The organism is Rhizobacter sp. Root1221, assembly GCF_001425785.1.
In the GTDB taxonomy this organism is placed as follows: Bacteria; Pseudomonadota; Gammaproteobacteria; order Burkholderiales; family Burkholderiaceae_C; genus Rhizobacter.
The window spans coordinates 70155-95280 of record NZ_LMDI01000001.1 but is presented as its reverse complement, the minus strand read 5'-3'; the positions used below and the strand labels follow the sequence as shown (position 1 = coordinate 95280).

Sequence of the window (25126 nt, the reverse complement as noted above, 5' to 3'; positions counted from 1 at the left end):
GGGAGACGCAGCATGTGGGAGATCTACGCCTACCACAACTCAGACAGCCTCTTTGGTGTCTTCAATGCCGTTGCCGCCATCATGGGGTCTGGGACATACCTCAGCGCGGTGGCGGCAGTCGCCTTCTGCGGGTTCGTCGCGGCGATGGTCGCCTACATGGTGGCGCCCGAGAAGCTGCAGGGCTGGAAGTGGCTCATGACCGTCGTCCTGGTGTACGGCGTCTTGTTCGTACCTCGAGTGACCGTCGGCATCGTGGACAAAACCGGCGCCGGCCCAGTCAAAGTGGTTGCAAACGTGCCCTTCGGCATGGCCGCCTTGGGGGGGCTGACCAGCACTATCGGCAACAGCATCACGGAGTTGTTCGAGACAGCTTTTCAAGTCATCCCGGGTGCCGGTGCGCTCCCTGCTGAACTCGCGTATCAGCGAAACGGCCTCATGTTCGGTAGCCGTGTCATTCAAGAGACCCGACGCGCATCGTTGCCAGACCCGTCTGTGAGGGTCGACATCATCAACTTCATTGGCAACTGCACGGCGTACGACATCAATGACGGCACCATCAGTCCTTCCGACTTCAGCAAGAACGCCAACCTTTGGAGCTTGATGGCGAGCACGAACCCGGCTCGCTTCACCCCGATCACAACTCCCACGGGCCTGACTACTGACACCTGCGCTGCAGCGTATGCCGATATCAGCTCACGGATGGCGCCTCAAGTCGCCGACCTGACGACGCGTCTGGCTCTCAAGCTCAATCCTTCTCTGGATGCAACCGCCGCCACCGCCTCGGTCCAGAACCAGCTGATCCAAGCCTACATCCGCAGCCAGATCGCCGACGCTTCCGCAACAGCAACAGACCTGGTTCGGCAGAACGCACTGATCAACGCCATCAACGACGCCGGCGAGATGGGCTGCCAAAGGATCAACGATCCGGCCTGCATGATGCTCGCAACGGGCAGGGCATCGGCCGTCGCTTCCCAGAACGCCGCCTGGATCAACGGAGCAAAGATTGCAGAGCAGGCATTGCCAGTGGTCCGCAACGTTGCGGAGGCCGTGTGCTACGCGGTATTTCCGCTGCTGGTCCTACTGCTCTTCCTCTCAAGTGGACGCACGACGGTGCTCATGTTGAGCGGCTACGCGACCGCTCTCATCGCGATCCAGCTGTGGCCTCCCCTCTTCTCGATTCTGAACTACATGGCCACGCTCTATGCACAGTTGGACCAAGCTGCCGCCGCCGAGGTCGGTGGAGGATTCAAGGCCATTTCCCTGCAGACCGCCTCGCCGATCTACTCGAACGCGGTCTCAGCGCAGGCCGTTGTCTCCTGGCTCGTTGTGGGCATCCCGATGCTCGCCTACTCGCTCGCTAATCGTCTCGTGAACTTCGGCAGCACGATGATCGGTGGCCTTGCCGGTCTCCAATCGACTATCGGCAACGCCTCCTCGGCCGCGGCGGTCGGAAACAGCTCCATGGGCAACGTGTCAATGGATCAGCGCGTCGTGACGCCGAGTACGTCGAGCCCGTGGGCTAGTCGTCAGCAGGACATGTCTGGCAACTGGAGCACCACGGCAGGCAACGGCGCTCGTGCGATCGAGTTCCTCCGGAACGCAGGAGCCGTTTCCAACCGGATCACGTCCAGCGTCTCAGAATCCGACGCAAAAGAGGCGTCCAAGGCCGTCGAGTCGGCTCGGAGCGACGTGGTCTCTGCGACCAACGAGAGATCCTCGGCCCTCGTAGATGCCGTATCAAAGGCATCCGGAGGGTCCACGTCGACGCGCAGTGGCAGCGGAAGCAGCGCGTCCAGCTTCGAGGAAATCGGCCGCTCCGCGGATCAGATCAAGCTGCTTTCCACACAAGCCTCGAAGAGCACCGGTCTCTCCGAATTGCAGGTGCAGCAGATCGCGTTCAACTTGGCTGCGGGGCTGAACACTCCAGGCAAGGGACTGCTCCCTGTCCGGGCTGAGGCCGGAGCCTCTGCAGGCAAGACCTACGCAGGAAACCTCACCAAGAATGAGCAGGAGGTGCTTAGCGCGCTGGGGTCGGATGGCATTCGCGCCTTCAAGCAGTTCGGTGATCGCGCGACGCGCGACACCTCGTTCATGAGGTCGATCGCCACAGAGAGCAGAGATGGCCAGGAACTGGCGTCGCGGCTCGGCAACACGACCTCTCGCGTTGAAGCTGCCCAGGCGGCAATGTCGCAGCGCCAGTCAGTTGCCGATCGCCTTTCGACGGCGCGTAACCAAGGTCAGGAGGTCAGCGTTGACCTTGCACAGCTGCCCATCAACTCGGACTTCGTCCGGAAGTACCACCAGCTCGCCGCGGAATACGGCCCCGAAAGCCAAGCCCTGCGCATCGCCATGGCCAGCGAGCTGGCGAACTACTCCACCATTCCCACTCGGTACTTCGGCGATGGATCCGTCGCTCCCAGCTCCGCAAGCGACGTCCGTACTGCCCACAACGACTTACTCCAATCGAACGTGTTCGATCCGGCCCGCGTTTCAGTGGCGGATCGACAGCACGACAGGGCCGTAGGCCCGCGCGCGAGGAGCGCACCAGGAGCGGCCGCCCTCGGCAGCGATCTATCCGACGTTCGGCGCGACATCGATCAATCAGCACTCGGTGCCAATGTCGACAACGAGATTCAGGGGTTCGACGCTCGCAACCAGATAACCCGCAATGACGACGGAACGGTCGGAACGCGGAAATCTCAGCTGGTCTCCAATGCCCGCCATCTGCGGGATGACGTCACGAATGTCGTTGAGAACGCGAAGGAGGTTTGGGATGGCGCGACCTCTGAAAGCGAGAAGGAACGAACGGCACGCGAAGAGCGCATCGCCAACTCCGAGCTCGTAAGGTCGCGCGAGGCAACGAAGGAGGTACCAACGATGCTTCCGCCGAGTGGGCGCAGGCAGTGACCGGAACGACTAGGGTCGGCTGTGTCTCCCAGGGTGGGGACTGTTCGCGATGTCGAACACGTCTCCGGGGAAGTGATGTACGCCCTGCTCATCGGTCCAAGGATCGCCGACCTCGGGCCGGGGCGGCGCGATCGAGCGGCCCGCAGACTTGCTGGAGCGAGCCCACATGAGCACCGCAAAGACGACAAAGAACCAGAAAAGGCCACAGCCCACCCTTACGAAGGTGCTCCCGGAGGCGGTCCAGGCAGCACCCAGGCCGCCGGCCACGATGGCTGCAAGCATGACCGTCCGCATTCGCATTTTGTAACCTCCGCGCGTCTCTCGCGACCGCCTACGATAGCGGCTTCCGCACGCCCACTTGGGAGAGAACGATGTTCCACAAGGGTGTACTCCTCACTGCCCTCGCCGCAACTCTTGCACTCGGTGCGCCCGTCGCTCACGCAGTCGCGCTGAGACCCGGCAAGACCACCGATTCGTCCGTCTGCGATCTAGGTCCGAACACCACGCTATTCCTCGCTTCACAAACACTCGTTCCTGCGGTCGCACACCCGAAGGACAAGATCTCGGCCTACGTCAGGCTGGCGGGCGCGTTCGTGACCGAGCATTGCGCCAACGGCCATCTGCTCATCCTTCACGGGTCAGCAGACGTGGATAGCGACAGTCCCGCTTTGGATGAAGTGGCCAGCTCTTCGTGCCGGGTCGCAGACATCCGTCGGACAGACGGCCAAGCCTCGGACGGGCCATACACGTATGGCACCTTTGAGCTGCGCTGCACTATCAGCAAGGCCGACGAGTTCAAGGCGAAGCTGAAGGAGCTCGAAGGCAAAGATCCAATGGAGGCACTGAAGGTGCGACTGGCTGGATCGGCGAACCGCGGCGGTGCTACGTCGAAGGCGGAGCCTCCAACTGCCAAGAAGGACTGCGGAAAGCTGGCCCTTGGGGCCCTCGTGCAAGGCGGATCCTGCAAGTAAAGCACCGTCGGCTCTCCGCCGGGCGGAGATCCTCGGGTGCATCGCGCTCCGAGACGGTTCCTGTCAACGAGCAACCCGCTACTTCAGCAGTACACGACCCGTGAGCCGCCGCGCGCGGCCGGGACCGGCGCGAATCGCCGGCCCACACGCATAAGTTCCCGCGTGCTCCGCGGTACTTGCCGAGCATCCGCTCGACGGAAATTCGGTGACCTGGACGAGCGATGCAAGCGCCTTGGCCAGGATGTTCTTCGCCGCGTTCCGGTCAGTCTGATCGCAATGCCCGGAGGCAACGCACTCGAAACCTGAGCGCGTCCTTCGGTTGGCGCGATCGACGTGACCGCAACTCGCGCAGGTCCAACTGGTGAACGCGGCCTCCACGGGCACGAGCAGCATCCCACGCCGCGAGGCCTTGTACTCGAGCATCCGTCTCGCCAGCCCCCAGCCATGCCCCAGCGCCGCAGGATCCAGCGGTTCAAACCCCTCTTGCGCTTCACGCACTTGCCCGGCTTCTCGACAGCGAAAAACTATGCAAAGACTTTGCGCGCCGCTATGCAAAGCTTTGCATAGCGCCCCGAAGCGGAGGTTCTCGGACGGCGCAAGCGGACATTCGCATCATCGTGAAGGCAACCGGCGCGAGCAAACGCCTTCGAACGCGCCTCTCGCACGCTTACATTGCAGGAACGCATGTCGTATGAAGTGTGAAGCGCCGTCGGTCACAGGCTCAGCGTCACCGGATCGGGTCCGATGCGACCGTCCGCACGGTCGAGACCCGCGATCGCAACCAAGTCATCCGGCGCGAGGCGGAAGTCGAGGACGCCGATGTTCTCTCTGATCCGATCCGGGTTCGCAGACTTTGGGATCACAATCAAGCCGTGCTCAAGGTGCCACCGGATGATCACTTGAGCTGGCGTCCTACCGTGGCGAGTGGCGATCCGACAGATGATCGGGTCGCTCAGTAGCCTTCCCTGGCCCAGCGGGCTCCACGACTGCGTCCGGACGCCAAGGTGCGCGTTGACGGCTCGGAGCGCTCGCTGCTGGTACCACGGATGCAACTCGACCTGATTGACCACGGGAGATTCACCTGTCTCACCGATGATTCGCCGCAGATGCTGCGGTGCGAAATTCGACACCCCGATTGAGCGCGCCCGCCCTTCTGCCTTGAGCCGAACCAGTGCTCGCCAGCTGGCGACGTAGAGGCCTCTTGCAGGGGCCGGCCAGTGGATCAAGTACAGATCGACAACGGGAAGCCCGAGGCGTCGAAGACTTTCGTCGAAGGCGCGCAGAGTACGATCGTAGCCTTGGTCGTCGTTCCACAGCTTCGTGGTCACGAACACTGCGGACCCTGCCTCCGCCGAGCGAACACCCTCGCCCACGCCGCGCTCGTTGCCGTAGGCTGCGGCAGTGTCGACCAGCCGATACCCTGCATCGATGGCCGTCCGTACCAATCCAGCGGCCTCGGCATCGGTAGTGCGCCATAGCCCCAGTCCGAGCTGCGGCATCAGCCTCCCGTCACCCAGCGGCAGCGTCACCAACGCTTCCCTCACCTCGCGCGCAAGAAGAAGCCGGCGATGCTGGCGCGCACATGGGCGCCGGCATTCTGATCGACCCGCGCCACGCGGTGAGGCCGATCCTCTCCCAGCAGTACCAGCCGATTGGAACTCGGAGAGATTGCAACAGCGACGTCGGCGATCATGGCCTCATCCGGGCCATCGTCCGACATCCAGGGCTGGTCGTGTCCGAGCGCCGGCGAACTTCCCGACCGGGTGGGGTCGGCCGGCGGATATACAAAGAGCTCGCCGCCCCAATGCAGCCGCCAACGTGAATGAAGGAAGAAGGTGAAGGAGCCGGTGTACTTGGCAGCATCCTGGTGTAGCGAGAGCGCACTGCCCACGGGGTACAGCCAGGGGCAGAGATACATTCCCGCCCAATCGATGCCTTCGAGGCCGGCGATATCGGGATGCAACGCCGATTGCGTCCTCACCGCGTCTATAAGATGGTCCATCGCCGTGCCGGTCGGATAGGCTAGGCCCTTGTGGTCGAAGCGACCGTCCGGGTCGTAGTGGACCGAGGGCCCGCGCTGGGGATTGCCGTCCCATAGGCGCCATACGCGATCCCACTTTTGCCCATGCACGCTTCGATAGTCGCTTGTGGCGACGTAGTCCCGCAACGCCGCCAGCGAACTCGCGCTTAGCAGGTTGTCAGCGACCAGCAACCCGTCCTGGCGCAAGGCGACGGCGCTCATAGGGAGCAAGCGGGCATGCCGACCCCGAGCGGGGTTGTAAGCGACGGTGGGAATGCACCCCTCCGACCGTCGTGAATCAGGTCAGCGCGCACGCCGTCGGCAAACACGTAGTTGAGGAACAACTGGCCGAAGCTCTCGCCGTCGAACGGCTCGCGCCAGTGGTCGATGCTGTCGCCGAGATACACGACCGCGTCGCCCGGACGCTGGATCACGGCGATGTCCGGCTCGAACCAGATCGGCGAAGCCCGACCGCCAGTAGCGCCCAAGTGAATCGTCGCAGCGATCTGACACGAAGCTCGGTCGCGATGGCGCGCCAAGGCGTCTCCCTGGAAGTACAACCGGGCGTAGGCATAGGTGGGCAGCAGCCGGCAGCCGCTCACCTCCTCGATCTTGACTTTCAGGATCAGCAGCGCCGCGTCCAGAGTGGCGTCCCCCCAATGACTATCGGCTGCCGGTGCCTGTCGGTCGTGCTTGACCTCGCCCCGCCAGCTGCGCAGCAGCAGGACGTGGTAAAGCGTATGCGCCAGTTGCTCGTCGACCAGCCCTGGGACGATCACGAGCCGGCTCCGTGCGAGTTCGGCATGCATCTTTCCCCCTTATCGGCACGCCCCACGCCGGCCGCGCCAAGCTGCGCTGCGCCAAGCCTGGCCGAAGACATCGTGCCCAGCGCCGTCCGCCAGCACGTAGCCGTCGTCGATGCCCAGGTCCCTGACCCAAACATAGCCGCGGCCTTCCAGATAGCTGCGGATCTGCTCCCGAATGGGGCCGTTGTTGTGCTCCACCGTCAGTACACGGAACCGGTACTCGTCATAGGGAAAGCTTTTCAGAAGAGTGAGCTCCGAGCCCTCCGTGTCGAGGCTCCAGTAGTCGATCGTCCGCGGCGCGTCTGCGCCGCGCAGCACCGAGCGGATCGTGCGGGCGACTTTCCTCACCGTCGGCGCCGGCGCACCATCCGGCCAGCGCTCGCCGAGCACACGGCGCGTGAACGAGAGATGGCGTGCGTCGTACTCCTCGACGATGCCACCATAGACGCCGGCCGCTTCCAAGAATTCGACGGCCCCGCCTCGGTCGTAGAGGCAGCAGTCCAGGCAGATGCAATCGCGATTGGCTTTCAACTGTCGGAACGTGTCCGCATTGGGTTCCACGCAGACGCCGCGCCACCCATGCATGCTCTCCAGGAGCCAGGTGTTGCTGCCCTTGCGCCCGTTGGACGCGCCGGAATCCAGGAAGAAGCCGCCGACCTGCTCGCCCAATACCTCCATCACGAACAGGTCCTGGCCCTGATAGGAGTAGCTCGGCATCGCGTCAAACGCCTCGATCATGGCCAGTTCCTTCGACGCGAGAGGGCAGCCGAGCGCCAAGCGGCGACCACTTCCGTAGGCGTGTGCTGCATGGGCTCCGGTTCGGCGTGGTGCTCGTCCTGGCGGCGATCGCCGTAAAGCATCGTGACATTGACTCGATGGCTCAGGTAGTCGGGCCGGAAGCAGACCGCCTCCGTGCCGTGGAACAGGTCGGAGTTGAAGATGATCGCGCGGTTCTGCCGATAGGGTATGCGGATGGCTCGAGGCCGATGTCGAGCGATGAGATCGCGGATGAGGTCAGGTCGCTCGTTGTATTGCCCAAAGGACCAGGAAAGCGGCGCCTCCAGGTCGTAGACGACCATGCCGCCGGAGTCGGAATGGAGGTTCGCGTCGTCCGGGGTGATCCAGAAGTTGACATTCACCGCTGCAAAGTCGGCGTGGATCGAACAATCGCCCGGCAAGACTTCCGTGTTCTTGAACGCCCAGAGCTGTCGCAGCGGATGGCGCTCTCCAATCAGCAGAGGGAAGGCATCACGGATCTCTTCGGCGATCTGTAGCACCAGCGGTGCGTTGAAGCCGGTAAAGAAGAGCGAGCTCAGCCGACCATGGGCGTAGCGATTGCCGGCCCAGATCGTGGAGTCCTGGCAAAAGCGCAGAAGACTCTGGAGGGCCTCCGGGGCCAGGAATTCGTCGATGACGACGACGTTGGGGCGGCTCTTCCGATAGCGGCGCTGGACTTGGAGACGGTCCCACGAGGGCGAGAGCGCTCGCGCGACCCGCGGCGCGTCGGCGACGTGAACGAGCCGCCCGAACGCCCGCCCGATCGTCGACTCGTCCCCGTCCGTGAGTGGTGCCCGGGTGGCACCGAGGCCGGCCAGCCGTTTTAGGGCCGCCTCGTAGTCCGCGATGATCTCGCCCAGCGGCAAGGCCACGCCTTGGCGACGCAGGTGTAGCAGTTGGTCGAGATCGTGACGCAGCTTGCTCGTCGAGAGGCGGGCTTCGGCGACGGGCCGAGTGTGGTTGCCCGTCCACGCCGGACGCCAGACACTGCCACGTTCCAGCGCCGTGAGGATCGCCGCCAAATCGCCGGCGAACCCGAGGTCGGGTGCTTCCAGGGCAGCAACGACCTCGGATGCGAGCCACGTTCTGCCATCCGATTCCTCTTCCACGATCGCAAGACACAGCTCTGCAGCTTCCTGCTGCCGGCCGCACCGGGCCAGCGCGAGCGCCTGGTACCGCCGCGTCACCGCTTCAGCGCAGTCGGGCGAGGAGGCAGGCTCCGCTCGTACGCGTGCATGGGAACTCATCCGATCTCCAGTCCGCTCACGTCGAGTGCGCCCTGCCGCCGCAGGCCCACGGCGTACTGGACCACCGCACCCAGAGCGATGCCAACTTGGACAGGCAGTTGCACACCCCAGACCCCGCCAAAGATCGCGCCCGGACTGACCTCGGTACCGCCAGGGCTGACCTCCGTCCCGCCGCCGGGACTGACTTCTGTGCCGCCCGGGCTCATCTCGGTGCCCTCGGCGACTCGAAGAATTTCGCTCAGGAAGAGCTGGGAGCGGCGCACTGAGGCTGCGAGCAGTCGGGTCAATTTCAGGGCGCCACCCGGACTCATCTCAGTGCCGCCACCTGGGCTCATCTCGGTACCGCCTCCAGGACTCATATCGGTCCCTTCGGTTGCCGACTTCTGCAGCGCGTTGGCGTAGCGCACCGCGACGTTCATCTCCGCAGCCAGTCGCTCCAACGGCCGTGCGCCAGGACTCATTTCCGTGGCGGTGGCGCCGGGGCTCATCTCGGTACCGCCGTCGGAGCGGACGAGAAGCTGGCTGAGACGCCGGGCGGCGAGCACTGCGCGGACGAGGCCCTCGTTCAGCCGCAGCGCACCGGGACTCATCTCAGTGCCACCAGGGCTCATCTCAGTCCCGCCACCGGGGCTCATCTCTGTACCGCTTTCCAGGCGAACAAGCTCCGCGCTGAAGCGGGCCGCGCTTGCGAGTTCGCCCCGCAGGCGCTCGGCGATGCCGAAGATGGCAGCTCCTGGGCTCATCTCCGTCGCAGTGACGCCGGGGCTCATTTCCGTGGCCGTCCCCGGCGACATCTCGGTGCCTTCCGCCGAGCGCAGGACCTCCATGCTGAAGAGCTCGGCGCGGCGCAGGACGGCGATCAGGGCCTCGAATGCATCGAATTTCCCTGGGCTCATCTCCGTACCGCCGCCCCCGGGACTGACCTCCGTTCCGCCGCCCGGGCTCATCTCCGTCCCCTCGGACGCGAGAAGCGAGGTGGCGAGACGCGCCGCGATCCTGACCTCGGTGATGAGTTGCTCGGCGCTGCGAATAGCGCCAGGAGACATCTCGGTGGCCGTCACGCCGGGGCTCATCTCCGTGGCCGTACCCGGGCTCATCTCGGTGCCGCCGTCGGCGCGCAGCAGCAACTCACTGAAGCGCTCCGCTCGCCGGATCGCGGCAACCAGCGACTGTGCTAAGCGCAGGGCTCCGGGGCTCATCTCCGTGCCCCCCGGACTCTGCTCGGTACCGCCTCCCGGGCTCATTTCCGTCCCGCCAGCCGCCGCGATCCGCCGCAGCTCGATGGCGACCCGTGCTGCACTCGCGACCTCCGCGGCAACCCGCCCGGCCAAGCTGAGCGCGCCGGGGCTCATTTCCGTGCCCGTGGCACCAGGGCTCATTTCGGTGGCCGTGATGCCAGGACTCATTTCCGTGCCCGTTTCGGCCAAAGTTCCCTTGCCCATGGCCGCCAGCACGGCGCGGAAGAAGTCGGCCATCAGCTCGAACTTCCCCTCACCCGCGGCGGCTCCGCGAACGAGCGCAAGCGCCACCAACGGATCGCGTGACGCAGCCGCCGCGTGGGCGAACTGCTTGGCGAACAGGTGCCGACTGGGAGCATGGCCTCTCAGGCGGCGTGAGTAGTCGCCCATCCAGCGGCGTAGCTGAGGACTGGAGAACACCGCGAAGACCAGCTGGTTGGCGGCCTCCATCTGCTCCCCAGACACCCGGCCGGGTGCAACGTAGTCGCAATAGACCTGCATGGGGTCGGTTGCGAACTGCTCGCGGAGAAGAATGTCTCCCGACATGGCCCGCAACATTGCATGGGTGCGCCATGCCGCCTTGGCCTCGGTAAGCGCGTGAGTTGAAGTGCCCATGTTTTCTCCTATGAAGATGGGGGCGGCTAACTCATCGGCGTCCCCGCGCGATCTCACATGTCCTCGTTCGCCTCATGACGTTGGGCTAAGCCGGTGCATCGCCTAACGTGTCGTGAGCTTCATTCGAGTCTTGCAAACGCGTCGGGAATGCGCATCCCCATTCTTGTGTAGAGCACGGAGTCCTTTCCTACGCGATGACTGCGGTGGGATTCTTCCAATCGTGCACGGCGTCGTCCCAGTGAATGGAGCCCGGGTCCTCGCGCACGTTCAGGGTCGTTCGCGACGAGTAGGGTTCGAGTAACGGCTTGGCAAACAGTCTCGAGCGGAGCAATGACGCGAATCCTCGGACCTTGACCGGAAGCACTGCGCGCGCCATCTCGCGTGCCGAGCGTCAGCTTTCCGCCAGCAGCACGCACTGCCGCTCTTAGCCGGTCGGCAACGTCCAAGCCCGCGCATCGGTTGCGTACCAGGACCGGTCATTCGCCCAGCTGGGCGATGCCCGAGTAAGCGCATCCGGGTGCCCGTTGCCTCGTGCATTGTTCCGGCGCTTGGGGCCCGTCATACCCCGTTGTCGAGCGGAAACTCCTAGTTGAGTTAGTTGCCACGCCGACCGCGCCGCGGATGCATCACACCGCGCAAGAGCGTCGACGGCATCGTTGCGCAGCATGACGGTTGTGATCGACATCGTCACCCTCGCCTGGGAACTGTAGGTCGGACGCCTGAAACCTGCCACGCATGCCGAGCCCGCTGCCGCCGCTTGGGCTTGCTGCTCGGTAGAGCGCGCACCCTCCACGCGCCACTTGGTCCTTCGACGCGATCCGTGAGCGCTTTTCGGGTGGATGCGACCAAGTAGCGACCCATACCCTCGTCGCTCAGCGCGCCAACCCAGATGCAGGAGCAACCATGCAAAGTGACTCGCAGAACCACCCCACAGCTCAGCAGTCGCCTCTGGCTGCGGACACAACGCCCACCAATGTCCTCCTGGAGATGTTGCGCGAGCTGCGCGGCCAGCGCGAGGCCTTTGGTGAAGCACAACGCCTGGCCGCGAACGAGCGGAAGGCCGAGCGGCACTGGAAGATCGCCTTCCAGGTCCTGGTCTTCGGCGTGCCGGTCATCTTTGGCATCATCTACCTACTGTTTTTCCTCAGCACGACCGGCTTCAAGCTCGGGCCCTTCGGCAACGTGATCGGCGTGGTCCGCATCGAAGGGGCGATCGGCGCAGACGAACGCGCGTCGGCCGAGGCCATCGTCCCACTACTGGAGAAGGCATTCACAAACGACAAGGTGAAAGCCGTAGTGCTGTCGATCGACAGCCCTGGAGGCGCACCCGTGGAGTCCGAACGCATCTACACGGCGATGAGAATGTTCAAGCTGAAGCATCCCAAACCGGTCGTAGCGGTGATCAACAACATCGGTGCCAGCGCGGCGTACATGATCGCTGTGCACGCCGACAAGATCATCGTCGGCAAGTACAGCTTGGTCGGTTCCATCGGCGCGATCGTGGCGCCCTGGCAGTTCGATCGCGCTCTCGCAAAGGTGGACGTCAGTCAGAAGGTGTATGCCTCCGGCAAGCTCAAGGCGTTCCTCAATCCCTTCACGCCGCTGACGCCCGAGGTCGACGCCAAAGCCCAACAACTCGTCGACCAGCTCGGCGGCGCCTTTCTTCAGGAGGTCCGCGAGAAGCGCGGCTCGCGGCTGAAGCCGGACGTCAACGTGGCAACGGGCGAAGTCTGGCCGGGTCCGGAAGCGAAGGCATTGGGCTTGGCCGACGAGGTCGGCACGATCGACGAGTACGTCGCCACGTCATGGCGTGACCTGAAGCCGTACGACTTCGGTCCCACGCCGCAGAGCCTGCAGATCTTCGGCCGCACCATGCAGGACGTCCTGGTCGGTGCCGTCCAGCGCCTCGTCGTTCAGGCGCCGACGGTGCGCTGAGCGTGTCCCGTGAGCCCTTCTCGGCTGACCGCGCGCCGCGGTGGGCGCTGCCGCTCCTGGCCGCCTACAGGGTCGCTCAACGTCGACCTCAGTACTTGCGTCGATTGCCCGACCCAGAGTTCGCGGCGCCGGCCGAGGGCTGCGACCGGTCAATCCTCGGGTCCACGCTCCCCGACATGGCGTTCGCGATCCCCTTCTTGCCGTCGCATGGAGCGATCGGAGTCGTCGCGGTTGCGTCCCTTTGGGGGCTGACGGTACTCGGCTTCGTGGGTGCCCCGATCGGCGCCGAACGGCGGCGCCGTAGCCGTAGCTCTCCCCGGCCGTAGCGCCTGGCTTCAGTTCGATTCGCTGTCGACGGAGCCGACCAGGTGAAGGTCACCTGGATTGAGGCCAGCTGTTCACTCCTGCCTGCCGATGCACGCCGCTCGGTGGCCGCAGTGAAGGCACTGGTTGTCCGAACGCGCCGGCGTCGGCGCTCGCCCCACACCGGCTTCGATCTCGAGGTAGTGCGTCCGCAGTGCCTCCACCTCGGCAGCGCTCAGCAGAGTGACCCGATGCGAGTGCCTCTTGCCGGTGACGCTGTTCTGCGTGACGACCCACGCGGTCATCGACACTGGCACCTGGCGTTCGTCCTGCAAAGCAACGCGCTGAACCGAAAGTTCGAGGATGTCGGCCATGTACGCCACGTCAGTGCGCCGCGTCTTGAACTCCACCAGGACGAGCTCGCCGGCGACCTCATAGGCACGATCCAAGCGCGCGACGAGGCGCCGCGCGGCGGACCGGAAGGTCTCCTCGGCGTGCGCCAGACGGGCACCTCTCAACGCCGCAGGAAGACCCCGCTCGTCGTCCTCCAAAGTGCTGTGCCGCCGGGACAGGGCATAAAGGGTCGCCACGACAACGACGCCCACGACCGTGAGGAGGCCGATTGATTCAGGTGCAATGGCTTCGCTCCTTCCGCAGTTGCATGTGAACGGCGATGGCTGCAGCCACGGCGAGCACCCTCAATGGCCCGCGGATGAGCATCAGCAGACGCCGCCGATGTGCGAGAGCGTCGCAGGCCATCGGCGAGTACCTGTAGTACACGGCAATGAAAGCCCTGCCCCACACGCTGCGCCTGAGAAAGACATCGCGGAACTGGCGCAGCGCGAGCGTCTGCGGCGCGTCTCCCAGCGCCAATGTTGCGAAGAAGCACTTGCCGCGCCGGGCACTTCGGTCCGCGAGTCGCATGCTCTCTTCGTAGAAGGTCCGATGGGCGGATTCACCTCGGCGCCGCGCGGCACGCTGTGGCTCCGAGGTCTGACGTCCTCTGAGCACATCGAAGCGGATCTGGCGCTCGCAGTAGGCCAGACGAGCGATCTCACTGGCGCTCACCATGCGCTCGCCTTGATCGGTGCCTGCAGGGCTGGTTCGGTCATGCGGTCGCACCATCACCCCGCCTTGTCTTCCCACAGCGCGATCGATACCGCGTCACCAAGAACATCAGCCTCTTGTGCGGCGGCCGCCGGCGCCGGCTGCAGTGCCGACACGGCAAGTCCACCGGCGCGCTCGATCAGGAGACCTGTTGCCGCCAGGTCCTTGAGCCGCCGCGTCCTCCGCCTCGGCTCTGCGATAGCCACCAGCACCCGGTGGAGCTCAGGATGCTCGTCCCTGGTCACCGTGAGCTTGATCTGCAGATCCTGGAGATCCGATTGCATGCTCAAGTTCCAGCTTCGGACGACGCTGCGCCCTGAGGCGCAGCGTCCGGTGCCGGGCCGCCAACCTTCTTGCGCGCGTGCTGCTCGCCCAAGCACTGGAAACCCCGCACATTCGCCAGCAGAGGATCGGCCACCTCGAGGATTTTGTGGCGGTCGAAGACCTTGGCAACAGACCGCCTGTAGAGCGAGGCTCCGCCACCGACGAGCACCACGTTGCGTATGTCGTAGATCTTGCCGATGCGGGTGTACATCTCCCCCACGGCCTGGTCCGCCACCGCGTCGATATCGGCCTGGAACTTCTTGAGGTCGTACTGCTTTTGGTAGACCCCCAGCGGCTTCCGTTGCCGGAGCGCGCGGTCGATCCCATCCAGGTCAGGGAGTTCGGACATCCCGTTCTCGATCCCGATCTTCCGAGCGATCGCGCCGAGCACCTGGGACACCCCGATCGATACCGAGTAACTCATATTCGCGTAGACCTTCAGCCCCTCGGTGGTGAGCCAATCGAACGTGCGATAGCCGACGTCCACCACCAGGTTTCGTGTCTCGCGGATTCCGGTTCCCTCACCGTGTTGCCGCAGGTAATCGAAGAGGGCCCCGTGCGGCTGGGCCAGCACCAGCACCTCCTTGATGGTCACCGCGCCGCCGCCGCCGATCGGAATCGGCTCCTTCTTCAGCAGCTTCTCGAGATCCTTGCGCTTGGCGAGGTACTCGCTGACCGGCAAGCCCACCACCAGCAGCTCGATGGTCTTGCAGCCCATGTAGCGCAGGGCGCCGGCGGTCAGAGCCATGTACTCGGCCGTCTCGATGTACCGCTCGTGCCGCGGGCGCGCCTTGAATGCAGAGGCGGCCTGCTCGACGTCGTATCCGACCTCGTACCAGACGCCACGCACCGGCACGCACACCGTCTTGCGCTTGCCGACGAGATCGACGACGCCTTTCTCGCCCGGCGCGAGCACCGCCAGCGATGGGAAGTGCGAACACTCGATCTTGCCGTCGACCGATGAGGTGATGAACTTCGTGTTGCCGAAGCCCAGATCAATCGCTCGTACCACCGCAGCCATGATTGCTTCCTTGTCGCAGAGAACGTGCCGCGAGGATGGCTCGGGCAGGCGTCCCGAGACAGCGGAAATGCCGACTCCGATCGCCTCATGGGCCACCGCAAGGGCCTCTTGCGCGGACCCTACGAGGCCCAACGCGCTGCATGCCACCAGGTGAAGTCGGTGCATCGGTCCTCCCATGCGGACCGATTGCCCGCGTGCCCTCACGTGTGACGTCGGCTCAGCCGGTGCGACCTCCCGTTCAAACCTGGATTGGTCCGAAACAGAGGTGGAGGGAAACGCTGTCAAGTCCGAGGTGAGCACGGCGACGGACCGCGCGTTTCAATGCTGATTGGCCGTGTGAATGCAGATTCGGAGCTGTCAAGGCAGGGTTGACAACGGCAGGCTTCGTCGTGTCAACTACCTGCGAGGCTTGTGCGCCTGCCACAGCATCCTTCGGACGCAAGCAGGTCGGTCGCTGCACCGGGGCTTCCTCGCCCGCCGCAGCCGTTAGCGGTCGTGACCCGCACCTGCCCCGCTGCTTCCACAGAGAGCAGCATGCGCAACCCGCGCGACGCCCTGTCTTCCTATCGATCCGTCCTCGACGGACCTGCGCATGCCCCCTGCCCCATCAAGCGCGGCGGCATGAACTGCGCTGCGACGTCAGCAGCGCCTGAACCATCCCGAGCCTTTGTCGTACGCCCATGAGGCGCCGCCTGCTGTGCACCCGAATGGAGGTGCGAGCCGGCGTGCGATCGGACAGAGGCCCCGCTACTCGCCTGTTGGAAGGGCGAAGGGTCAGCGGGAGCGCCGGGATCCACGAACAAGCCCGCGATTCCAGGCATGGCCCTGGAGGGGCGGTCCGCACCCACGGAGGTGCTGACGCCCATGCACATCGCAGTGCAACCCTGGGGGTCGCCGAGCGGAAACGCCAGCGACTCACCTGAGCGAGTTTTATTTACGTCTTCCAGCAGTCGCGCGACTGCAAACGCATCGACCCCTTCTGCACAGAACCGAGGTCCCTCTGTGCCGTCGTCATCCCTCGACCTCAAGCAGCTGCCCCATCCGGACGCGGGGCGGCAGCTCTCGATCCGCGTCCCTCCGGTTCACGGCCGCCGTCGCCTCTGGCGGCCACGTTGGAGTTGCTACATGTCATCGACCCGCACCCACGGATCAGGCTCCGGCCTGCCGCCTACCACCACTCACGCTTGGCGCGAACAAAGGGGCTCGCCCGACGATCCCGAGACCTACCTGGCGGCCAATCCGCCGGGGCCGAAGACGGACTACATCCGCGTCCTCGGCGCGCTGCTCAAGCTTTACAACGACGGGCACGCCACCAAGCGCAAGCTGATCTCGTTCAAGACCAAGGGAGACCGACAACGCTTCCTGGTGTCGTTCTTTCGGGAACTGCGCCGTCACACGCCGTACAAGAACCTCGATCCGCGCCAGCTCGCTGGTCGCCACGTCCAGCACATGATCGGCCGATGGCAGGACCGCGGGCTGTCGACCGCCACGGTGCACAACTACCTCAGCTTCCTGCGAACCTTCGCCGGTTGGCTCGGCAAGCACGGCATGGTCCGCGAGCCGGAGTTCTATGTCGGCAAGGATTCGCCGCTGGCGCATCGATCGCAGAACGCGGTCGAGGACAAGAGCTGGACGGCCAAGAACGTCGACATCGCCGCCAAGGTGGCCGAGGTGACAGCGTTCGACCGGTGGGTGGGCCTCCAGCTCGAGCTGTGCGCCGAGTTCGCGGTGAGGCCGAAGGAGGCCCGGCACTTCCGTCCGCATGAGGCAGTGATCCCGCGCGAGGCAGCGAACGAACGGGATGCAGCGGCCTTCCCCGACTGCGAGACGTTTGTGCGGGTCAGCCACGGGACAAAGGGCGGGCGCCCGCGCGACATCCCGCTGGCAACCGCATCACAGCGCGCCCTCATCGAACGCCTGAAGCTGCTTGTCCGCCCGGGCAAGTTCGTAGGCAATCCGGACCACACCGCGCTGCAGGCGCAGCACCGCTTCTACTACGTGGTTCGCAAGTTCGGGATCTCGAAGAAGGAACTCGGCGTGGTGGCGCACGGCTTGCGGCACCAGAAGGTCAACGACGTGTTCGGTGAGGAATCGGGCGGCCCTTCGCCTGTGCGCGGCGCCAACGAACGTCCACCGCTCGATGAGGAGGCACGGAAGAGAGCAGCGCATCTGCTGGGGCACAGCCGCCTGCAGGTCACCAACTGCTACCTCGGGAGCGCAGCAGCGTTGCCCGAGCACGTGGGCCCGGCTGAGCAGGCGGGGTCGGAGGTGGCAGCATGACCGCCGCGACCGCACTCGCATCCGCGTGCCTTGATGGCAACCGGTTGGTTGTCATCGAAGCCGATATAAGCCGCCGCTTCGTTCCGACGATCCGTGTCCACCATCGCACCCCGAAGCGGTGGCTGGCCGTGGCCCAGGTTGCCAAGCCTCGTGAACACGCGGAGGCCTTGCTCCCCAAGATGGAGCATGTCATGTGCGAGAAGCAAGGCGAGATGGTGACGGAGAACTACCCATCGGCGCGCGTGCTGATGGAGGTAACGACAGCATGATGGCCGAACCTACCCAGCCGAGGCAGCTCACGCGCCTGATCAATGGCCTTGTGTCAGCGAAATAGCCGTGAACTCCTCTATCGAGCTAGCCACACGGTCGCCTGGCTGAGCCCGTGGCTTCGTCGCGGCCAGCCAGCCTCCGCGCTGGTTGCGCGGCGGTCACACCGATGCAGGCAACTGGAACCGGATCAGTCGGCGGATCGCCTTCCCTCCCGCCCGCGTTTGACCGGTCCCGACTCCGCGGTGTGCGCTACAACTGATCCAGCTCTGCCAGCTGCTTGTCCAGTCCCCCTCGATCAGCCCACCAGCACGCGCAGTAGTCGGGCGTAACCTGAGGTCAGCGGGAAGGCCAAGAATTTCATCGTCACCGCGAAGCCCACCACCGCCACGCTGGCGGCCCGGAACCAGCCGTACCCGGTGTTGTTGTGGCGAAGAGATGCGTAGACCGTGCGCGCGACCCACAAGTAGCCGATGACGATAAACGCCATCTCGATCTTGGCCAGGGTGCTCAGATCGACCGCCTTGCCCGCCACAAGCTGCCGCGTCCAGGCCTCGCTGTAGTCGGGTGTCAGCAACGCAACAATGCACAGCACCGGTGTCGTGCACAGCACGTTCCACAGATGGAGCCGGAAGGAGCTCGACCAATTGGAGACCTTCGCCAGCGCCGCGTAGATCGCCGACATGCAGAACAGGTTGGCCACGTTGAAGCTCAAGGTGGCCAGGAAGAAGACATCCAAACTCTTGACCGGCAATATCGACGCGACGACGCCGTAGTACAGGCAGGCTAGGCAGACGACGGTCACCGCCAGGATTTCGAGCGCTTCTCGCTGGCGAGACTCCTGGTGGCGTGAGCGGTTCCAGAAGAACGCGCTGGGTTGGGCAATCAGCTGGCAACCCATCGGAATGAATTTCCCCATGGTTCGCAGCGAGACCTGGACTTGCTCGATCAGTTCGTGAATCTTCACGTGAACCTCGGCGTTGAAGCGACGCACGCCGCGTCGTGTGGACAATCTAATCGTTTGCGAGAGCGCGTCGCATCCATCCTTGTGAGGAGAGCCAGTATTGCGTTGTAAAGGTATCGGTTCGGCGTCATTCCGGTCCGGCGTTCTGGAGCCGTCCTCTATCACGCCAGGACATCGCCGAGCAGGGGGTGCAGTTCCTCGAGGAGGTTCTGCTTGTGGGCCTGGATCCGGGCTGATCAACCACATTCAAAAAGTGAGGCCCAGCACATTGGGCTGCAGCCGACAAAGTGTGCAGGGGACAGCGGCGACAACCCCCTTCCGGCTGCTGCGCAAGAGTGGCAGACTGGAGATGCTTCCTGTCAGTGCTCGTACTGGCACAGCTCTCGTTGCAAGCCGTCGTCGGCTTGTCGTTCGAGATCCAGCCCACGCCCGTGGACTGGCGTTCGCAGTCGTGACCTGCACTTGAATCGGCCACCTCGTGGGGCCATGTCGCGCGAGCGACGAATGTCTCTGCAAGAGACCGGACAACGCCTCTTCGGCGTGGTTCGCATCCATGCGGCTTGTGCAGCGCCTTGCGTCTGCCTGGCCGTTCATCCTCGGAAGGCCTCTCGGCCCTCCTGAAGCGTGCGAAAGACCCGAGCTCCGGCACGGGTCTCTTCGCCATCCAGGCACACCGTCCGGTGCTGCCTCAACCCGGAATGGGGAACATCGTTTCTCCAACCGGGGGCGTGGTGTTCCCCTTTTGCATTCGCAAAGGAGAACGACCATGTCGACCAACACGACAACCCATGCCGTGTGCCGCCTTCTGGGCGGATCTGGCCGTGCACAGCTCACCGCCGTGCCCGTCCGAAAGCTCCCTGCGCTGCTCGCACCGTCCAAGCCCTCGCCGGCCGCGACGTGCGCCATCCCGTTCAGCCCGCCACTGGCCGCCTGACATGCGATGGACAAGCACCTGTGGATGAGCCTGCTTCGTCTGATCGACGAAGGCAGCGCCGAAGAGCTACAAGCGAAGAAGGAAGAACTCCTTCAGGCCTTGGAGCGCCATCGCATCGGACGCGGGTCCGTGCGTGGAGACGTCATGCGAGTCGTTCGCCTGATCGATGAAGAGCTGCTTGCTCGGTCGAGTCTGGCCCAACGACGGACAGGGCGTCGTTAGCGGAAGGTTCGAGGCGCCTTGCGAGGGTTTGCTTGTCGGATCGATCAAATAAGATCGCCCACATGTACTCCCTCTCGAGCGCTTCGCGCCCTCCGTTGATCGCCTGAAGAGAAGTGCCGGAACGAGTCATCGTGAAGGCTTTCATGTGGGGGCCGCTGAGAAGCGGATTTCCATGCTACCCCAGCGGGGACCGACTGTCCCATCTGGGCATTGGCTCCCCTGCTGCCAACAGAAGGAGCCGACCATGTCCGAAGAAGTCAGTCAAGGACAGCCGTCCCTGCCGATCGCTCACCTGGTGAGCCGCCGCTCCGTCGAGGAGGATCGCGCATGGTCCCAGCTGTACGCTGCCATCCACCAACCCTCCGCCGCCGAGGAAGTGGTCAAGCAGCTCGATGGTGATGCGCAGTCGAAGCGCAACCACCTGGCGCTGTACATCCGGGCCAAGACCACACTGCGCGAGCAGAAGGCGAGCGAGGCGCGGAACCAGCGCGTCGGTGCATTCGTGCGCACGGCCCTGACCTTCGTGGTCATGGGGCCGCTGCGGCTGGTGACCAAGGCGTTCGCCGCGACCCGCGACGTCGTCGTGGCTTCCATGCCGCCCGCGAAGAAAGAGCCCGCAACTGCACGCACTCGCGCGCTGAAGAACGATCCCGAGTTCACCTCGTTGACCGACCTCTTCAGCTCCGTCGCTGCAGCCCCTGTGTCGGCGAAGACCTCGTCGAGGGCGTCACGCAAGGCAGCGTGACCTCTGCTCGTCGAGGAGGAAGTGCAGGAAGCGCGTGTCCTCGGACTCGCCCCAGTAATGGGCCTTGCACTTCCGGACGTACCTGTCCAGGTCGTCGAGCGTCCTCACGTTCACCGGCTCGAAGCCAGTGATCTTCGTGAAGCGCTCGACCTCCCGGCGGGTGAGCCTGATGCTGTTGCCAAGGCGAATCATCTCGGTGCCCTTCTTCCACTCCTGTTCGCTGCTGCGCTCGCGCGTGGACGACAGCAGTGTCGGGCATCGGGTTCCCTGAATCGTTTTCAAGGATCAAGTCATGCCCATGACGACGGAAGCACTCGACACGGTCTAGCTTGACGCTGCGATCCCCCCTTCTCGCCCACCATGTCAACGTGGTGCGCGAGTCGATGGCTGACGCGACGCACGAAGTTCAAGAGCACGCGAAGGCGCTGCTCCTGAAACTCGAGCACATGGTGAAGAACCAGCGTGCCGAGCACACCGCGGCCACCCAGGACTACCTGGCGCCGTGCATCACGCTCGCTGCACCGGAGCGAGTGGCGACCTAGCAGCCGCGAATCTCGCAGGTGCCATCCCGGTACATGCATTTCAAGACCCGAGCCGGGGCGCCCTGCCCCGGTCGGCCTGAGGCGTTCTTGCCCATAACCACAATGCGCGACAGCGCAAACTCAAATGTTGACCCGGCTCCGGCAGGGGGGACGCCCTGGTGACGGTGAGACTGCGTCCCGTCAGCGACCGCCATCGGTAGCCACGGAACATACCGAGATTCAGGCAATTTTGTCCAACAAATGAGCCAAGTGGGCGCGAAGACTCTTTGCCCTCGGTTCCCCTTCCGAGTTGACGCCGACACCAAACCCGTCTCGGCGAGGAGCGCGATGATGATCAACCTGTTGGCGTCGATCCCGAGCCATTTTCGTGGACTCTGCCGGCGATCAGGTGACTGAGGCGAATCTCCCAACAACGCGCGCGGGAGGTCGATTTTCTGCCCAGCCAGGCGGCGCAGTTGAACGTCGGTGCGGTGGCTCAATCGGCATCAGCGCCAACAAGCGTGGAACACTGCACTAGCGCACCCCGTACTTGCGCGCGAAACGAAGGGCGAGCAGGCTCACGACGGCACCAAACAGAACGTAGTACGCCGGTGCGATCTTGCTGCCTGAAGCATCGATCAGCCACGCGCTGATGAATGGGGCGAAGCCGCCGAAGATCGCCACACCGCAGCTATAGCTGATCGACAGACCGGTGCTGCGGGTCCGGGACGAGAAAAGGTCCGACATGGCGGCCGCGAGCGGTCCCCAGTACGCTGTCGCAACAAGACCCAACACGAGCTGCACCAGCACCAGCGACGACGCGGAAGGGTTCTGCACCAGGAACGCGAATGCAGGGACGACCAGCACCAGGTGGATCACTGCCGCCACTGCCATGATCCGGACCCGGCCCAGGCGGTCCGACAGGGCACCGAAGCACGGCACCAACGCGAACTTAACGACACCGAGCACCAAGGTGCCGACGAACGCTGTCGAGGCCGGCAAGCCAAGCTGGTTTACCGCGAACGTCGGCATGAAAAGCCCTGTGTAGGCGAGGATCGTCGCCAGCACGATCAGACCGACCGCGGTCAGCACGCGGCCGCCCTCATCGACCAGCGCCGTACGCACCGGTGCCTTCACAGGAACCGAGCGAACGAACTCGGCGCTCTCATCAAGGTTGCGTCGGATGTACAGTCCCGCCGGACCAATTAGGAGCCCGAACACGAACGGGATGCGCCAGCCCCATGCCATCAACTGCGCAGGAGTCAGGAAGTAGTTGATGCCGAAGCCGAAGCCCGCCGCCAGCAGCGTCGTCAGGCCCTGGCTCGCGAACTGCCAGCTTGCGAAGTAGCCACGGCGAGGTGCGTCCTGTTCGGCCAGCAACGCGGTCGCGCTGCCAAACTCGCCGCCAGCCGCGAAGCCCTGGATTAGGCGAGCGGCGATGACGATGATCGGCGCCGCAATGCCGATCTGCGCATAGGTGGGTACCGCGGCGATCATTAGCGTGCCGAGCAGCATCATCGCAATCGACAGTGTCAGCGCCTTTTTGCGGCCGGCGCGATCGGCATACGCGCCGAGCGCGAAGGCACCGACCGGCCGCATTACGAAGGTGACGCCGAAGGTGCCGAGTGTGATCAGCAACGAGACAGTCTCGTTGCCAGTGGGAAAGAACAACTTGGAGATCACCGCGGCGAAAAAGCCGTAGATCACTATGTCGAACCACTCGAGCGCGTTGCCGATCGAGATCGGCACGATGGCGCTGGCGGGACGTTGCCGCTCGGATGCAATGGGCGCTGCAATGGCGGTCATGGGCTGGGCTCCGGTTGGGTGGATCGATCCGCACGTGCCACGCGCGGCAGGTAGCTCCGCAACAGGGTCGATATGTCGTTGCGATAGCTGTGCGACAAGCTGCTGCAGGACGTGATCGAGCCAACCGAGAACACCGATCCGCCGGCTGGCGTGTCGAAGGAGCGCGTCGAGCACTGGGCCACCATGCGCTGCCACGTCCTTCGGATCGCGCGAGAAGCGTGTGCTACAGATTCCAGATGCGTATTCCTGCCGGATTCGGACCACCTCTACTCGTCAACCGGCGAATTCCAAGAGCGGCTATCCGTTCCATGAATCGCCGGAATCGTCAATCCGCGGCCGTGTGGATTCAGGTCGCTCGGCGCAGGAGTCGCCCGCTCAGCGGTTCACGGCAGATTGCCCATAGTCGATTGGCTGCTCGATCGCCTGCGGCAACCACGACGGCCCCGGGATCACTGGGCCGTGAGGCGACGATAACGGCGGACATACCTGTTGCGCGAACGTGAAGGCCGCTTGAGGATCGTACTTCCGCTTTACCCGGTCCAGACTACCTTGCGCTTCCCCCCAATAGCAGGCGCCATAGTCTGACTGTCCCAAGCGCGGATAGTTTTGGTAGATCTCGCCGTTCCACATCGGCGCCATGTACTCGATCCAGCCGTTGAGGAAGCGCTCGCAGGGTTCGCGCTCGCCCTCGTTGAACCAGAGCACGTCGAGCACCGCGTTGAAGGCCGCCCGACGGTGGACGAACGCATTGTCGTATTCCGCCGGCGAATTGATAGCGCCTCCGTAGAATTCCATGTAAAAGTATGAATAGGGATTAGGCGATGAGACAAAGTAGTCAAGCAACCCTCGCCATTCGCGTTCGTCAAGCGCCCGCGTCACATAGCGCGACGCCTTGTCTTCACAGGGCATCGTCGCTTGTTCTGCCCCAAACCACGGCATGCTGAACGGGTAATCAAGGAGACGGACGTTGAGATCGTTGAAACTGTCCATTCGAGTCCACTGCGTGATCGCCCCGGGCAACTCGCAAAGTGGCTGGATCGCCTTTTCTCCGTCCGCCTGTGTCCCGACATAGAGTCCGCGCACCATCAGGAAAGGTCGCGCAGCATGTATCGTCTCCAGCCCGATGCCCGGCTGCCAGCATAGCGAGACCTGGATGTTCAGGGCCTGGCGAAGCTTGTCCAGCATGTACCCCGACTGCAGCGCCATCAACGCGCCGGTCGCATTCTCGAAATCATGGTCTGTCTGCAATGGCCATATCAGTGCCCATCCGAACACATCGCCCAACAGCCGCAAGCGGTAGCGAACCGTCAGAAGGACGCCGAAGTTGCCGCCGGTACCGCCGCGCATCGCCCACCATAGATCGGCGTTGAGGGTCTTGCTTGCCACGACGATACGGCCATCGGCAAGCATCACCCGCATGTCGATCACGTTGTCGCAGTTCATACCGAAGGTGACAGATGTGAAGCCGTAACCCCCACCCTGAACGTAGCCGCCGATGCAGACGTCCGGGCATTCACCCCCGGGAACGTGTAGATCGTAGTGCGCAAGTGCGGAGTTGAGCTTCGCGAAGGTGCAGCCGGTACCAACGGTTGCAACGCGCGCATTGGCGTCAATGCACACATCGTCGAGGTTGCTCACGTCGATCAGGAGGCCCCGTCCAGCGGAGAAGCCTGCCGTGCAGTGGCCTCCGGAACGCACCGTGAACGGTACCGTCGAATCCTGGGCCAGTCGCAGCGCGATCGCGATGTCGCCGTCAACGGCGCAATACACGATGAGGTCGGGATACGAATCGAACACAGGGTTGAACAGCTTACGGTCTTCGTCATATTCGGGATCCCCCGGCAAGACGATGTGACCCAGCAGTTGCGCTTGCGCTTCGTGCAACCGCTCCCGCGGTATCCGATCGAAGAGTCGACTGTCGAGCTGATCCCACCGCTCGAACAGGGCACGATCTCGAAGACGCTTGTGGCTGAACTGGAGGAGCATTAAGGTACCGCCTAGGGAGTTGATAAATGAAGAGCCTATGAGACACCACAATGCATTGCAAGCGTTCAGCGATCCACTGTGCACTCGCACTAGTGTGCGGAAGCTTTAGACACTTGACACAACGAGGCGG

24 protein-coding genes are annotated in these 25126 nt (G+C 64.1%); 9 read left to right on the top strand and 15 right to left on the bottom strand.

Annotated elements, in window-relative coordinates; genetic code table 11:
• Nucleotides 1-12: 12 nt before the first annotated feature.
• Nucleotides 13-2907, top strand: coding sequence for a conjugal transfer protein TraG N-terminal domain-containing protein (locus ASC87_RS00365; protein WP_056654923.1), 2895 nt, complete (start codon nt 13-15; stop codon nt 2905-2907).
• Nucleotides 2908-3278: 371 nt separating this feature from the next.
• Nucleotides 3279-3878: a hypothetical protein gene (locus tag ASC87_RS00355; protein ID WP_056654919.1), complete on the top strand. Its 600-nt coding sequence runs from the start codon at nt 3279-3281 to the stop codon at nt 3876-3878.
• Between the two features lie 78 nt (nt 3879-3956).
• On the opposite strand, the gene ASC87_RS30430 is transcribed toward ASC87_RS00355, so the two are convergent.
• The 7 genes from ASC87_RS30430 to ASC87_RS00325 all read right to left on the bottom strand — a co-directional run bounded on the left by ASC87_RS30430 (nt 3957) and on the right by ASC87_RS00325 (nt 10581).
• Nucleotides 3957-4376, bottom strand: a complete 420-nt coding sequence (locus tag ASC87_RS30430) for a zinc ribbon domain-containing protein (protein WP_157603760.1) — start codon at nt 4374-4376, stop codon at nt 3957-3959.
• Between the two features lie 215 nt (nt 4377-4591).
• Nucleotides 4592-5377: an aldo/keto reductase gene (locus ASC87_RS00350; RefSeq protein WP_056655813.1), complete on the bottom strand. Its 786-nt coding sequence runs from the start codon at nt 5375-5377 to the stop codon at nt 4592-4594.
• A gap of 41 nt (nt 5378-5418) precedes the next feature.
• Complete coding sequence (locus ASC87_RS00345; protein WP_056654917.1) at nt 5419-6120, bottom strand: 2OG-Fe(II) oxygenase; 702 nt, start codon at nt 6118-6120, stop codon at nt 5419-5421.
• The gene (locus tag ASC87_RS00340; RefSeq protein ID WP_056654915.1) at nt 6117-6707 is read right to left on the bottom strand and encodes a hypothetical protein; all 591 of its coding nucleotides are present in this window, start codon (nt 6705-6707) and stop codon (nt 6117-6119) included. Before ASC87_RS00340 ends, ASC87_RS00345 begins: the two co-directional genes overlap by 4 nt.
• 9 nt (nt 6708-6716) lie before the next feature.
• The gene (locus tag ASC87_RS00335) at nt 6717-7442 is read right to left on the bottom strand and encodes an FkbM family methyltransferase (protein ID WP_056654913.1); all 726 of its coding nucleotides are present in this window, start codon (nt 7440-7442) and stop codon (nt 6717-6719) included.
• Nucleotides 7439-8728 (bottom strand): hypothetical protein, encoded by a 1290-nt coding sequence (locus ASC87_RS00330; protein WP_235581985.1) that lies wholly within the window; start codon nt 8726-8728, stop codon nt 7439-7441. The genes ASC87_RS00335 and ASC87_RS00330 overlap by 4 nt, the downstream gene beginning before the upstream one ends.
• Complete coding sequence (locus ASC87_RS00325) at nt 8725-10581, bottom strand: hemagglutinin (protein ID WP_235581984.1); 1857 nt, start codon at nt 10579-10581, stop codon at nt 8725-8727. Before ASC87_RS00325 ends, ASC87_RS00330 begins: the two co-directional genes overlap by 4 nt.
• A 903-nt stretch (nt 10582-11484) precedes the next feature.
• On the opposite strand from ASC87_RS00325, the gene ASC87_RS00320 reads away from it, so the two are divergent.
• On the top strand, nt 11485-12516 hold the full coding sequence (locus tag ASC87_RS00320) for a S49 family peptidase (protein WP_082568251.1): 1032 nt from the start codon (nt 11485-11487) through the stop codon (nt 12514-12516).
• Between the two features lie 398 nt (nt 12517-12914).
• Here ASC87_RS00320 and ASC87_RS00315 read toward each other — a convergent pair whose 3' ends face one another.
• From ASC87_RS00315 to ASC87_RS00300, 4 genes are read right to left on the bottom strand one after another with little or no spacing between them, the layout of a single operon-like run.
• The gene (locus tag ASC87_RS00315) at nt 12915-13409 is read right to left on the bottom strand and encodes a PD-(D/E)XK nuclease family protein (protein WP_162255107.1); all 495 of its coding nucleotides are present in this window, start codon (nt 13407-13409) and stop codon (nt 12915-12917) included.
• A 37-nt stretch (nt 13410-13446) separates the two neighbouring features.
• Nucleotides 13447-13890: a CFI-box-CTERM domain-containing protein gene (locus tag ASC87_RS00310; RefSeq protein ID WP_056654905.1), complete on the bottom strand. Its 444-nt coding sequence runs from the start codon at nt 13888-13890 to the stop codon at nt 13447-13449.
• Nucleotides 13891-13943: 53 nt separating this feature from the next.
• The gene (locus tag ASC87_RS00305; protein ID WP_056654903.1) at nt 13944-14210 is read right to left on the bottom strand and encodes a hypothetical protein; all 267 of its coding nucleotides are present in this window, start codon (nt 14208-14210) and stop codon (nt 13944-13946) included.
• Between the two features lie 2 nt (nt 14211-14212).
• Nucleotides 14213-15436 carry a PRTRC system protein D gene (locus ASC87_RS00300; RefSeq protein WP_162255106.1) on the bottom strand — a complete coding sequence of 408 codons (1224 nt, stop codon included), beginning with the start codon at nt 15434-15436 and terminating at the stop codon, nt 14213-14215.
• A 960-nt stretch (nt 15437-16396) separates the two neighbouring features.
• Between ASC87_RS00300 and ASC87_RS00295 the strand changes: the two genes are divergently transcribed.
• Nucleotides 16397-17551, top strand: coding sequence for a phage integrase N-terminal domain-containing protein (locus ASC87_RS00295; protein WP_056654899.1), 1155 nt, complete (start codon nt 16397-16399; stop codon nt 17549-17551).
• On the top strand, nt 17548-17820 hold the full coding sequence (locus ASC87_RS00290; RefSeq protein WP_056654897.1) for a hypothetical protein: 273 nt from the start codon (nt 17548-17550) through the stop codon (nt 17818-17820). Before ASC87_RS00295 ends, ASC87_RS00290 begins: the two co-directional genes overlap by 4 nt.
• Nucleotides 17821-18116: 296 nt before the next feature.
• On the opposite strand, the gene ASC87_RS00285 is transcribed toward ASC87_RS00290, so the two are convergent.
• A complete protein-coding gene (locus ASC87_RS00285) occupies nt 18117-18812 on the bottom strand; it encodes a hypothetical protein (protein WP_056654895.1) in 696 nt (231 codons plus the stop codon).
• Between the two features lie 736 nt (nt 18813-19548).
• Here ASC87_RS00285 and ASC87_RS31435 point away from each other — a divergent pair.
• The 3 genes from ASC87_RS31435 (at nt 19549) to ASC87_RS00280 (ending at nt 20683) form a co-directional block, all read left to right on the top strand.
• Nucleotides 19549-19716, top strand: a complete 168-nt coding sequence (locus ASC87_RS31435) for a hypothetical protein (protein WP_157603758.1) — start codon at nt 19549-19551, stop codon at nt 19714-19716.
• Nucleotides 19717-19722: 6 nt separating this feature from the next.
• Nucleotides 19723-19938, top strand: coding sequence for a hypothetical protein (locus tag ASC87_RS31430; RefSeq protein ID WP_157603757.1), 216 nt, complete (start codon nt 19723-19725; stop codon nt 19936-19938).
• A gap of 244 nt (nt 19939-20182) precedes the next feature.
• Nucleotides 20183-20683, top strand: coding sequence for a hypothetical protein (locus tag ASC87_RS00280; protein WP_056654893.1), 501 nt, complete (start codon nt 20183-20185; stop codon nt 20681-20683).
• Here the strand turns inward: ASC87_RS00280 and ASC87_RS00275 are convergent.
• Nucleotides 20666-20965, bottom strand: a complete 300-nt coding sequence (locus ASC87_RS00275) for a hypothetical protein (protein ID WP_235581983.1) — start codon at nt 20963-20965, stop codon at nt 20666-20668. The two genes, ASC87_RS00280 and ASC87_RS00275, sit on opposite strands and share 18 nt — an antisense overlap.
• 47 nt (nt 20966-21012) lie before the next feature.
• Between ASC87_RS00275 and ASC87_RS00270 the strand changes: the two genes are divergently transcribed.
• The gene (locus ASC87_RS00270) at nt 21013-21225 is read left to right on the top strand and encodes a hypothetical protein (RefSeq protein WP_056654891.1); all 213 of its coding nucleotides are present in this window, start codon (nt 21013-21015) and stop codon (nt 21223-21225) included.
• 513 nt (nt 21226-21738) lie between these two features.
• Here the strand turns inward: ASC87_RS00270 and ASC87_RS00265 are convergent.
• Together ASC87_RS00265 and ASC87_RS00260 are read right to left on the bottom strand one after the other, a co-directional pair.
• Nucleotides 21739-23010 carry an MFS transporter gene (locus ASC87_RS00265; RefSeq protein ID WP_056654889.1) on the bottom strand — a complete coding sequence of 424 codons (1272 nt, stop codon included), beginning with the start codon at nt 23008-23010 and terminating at the stop codon, nt 21739-21741.
• Between the two features lie 375 nt (nt 23011-23385).
• Complete coding sequence (locus tag ASC87_RS00260; RefSeq protein ID WP_056654887.1) at nt 23386-24996, bottom strand: FAD-binding oxidoreductase; 1611 nt, start codon at nt 24994-24996, stop codon at nt 23386-23388.
• Between the last annotated feature and the right edge of the window lie 130 nt (nt 24997-25126).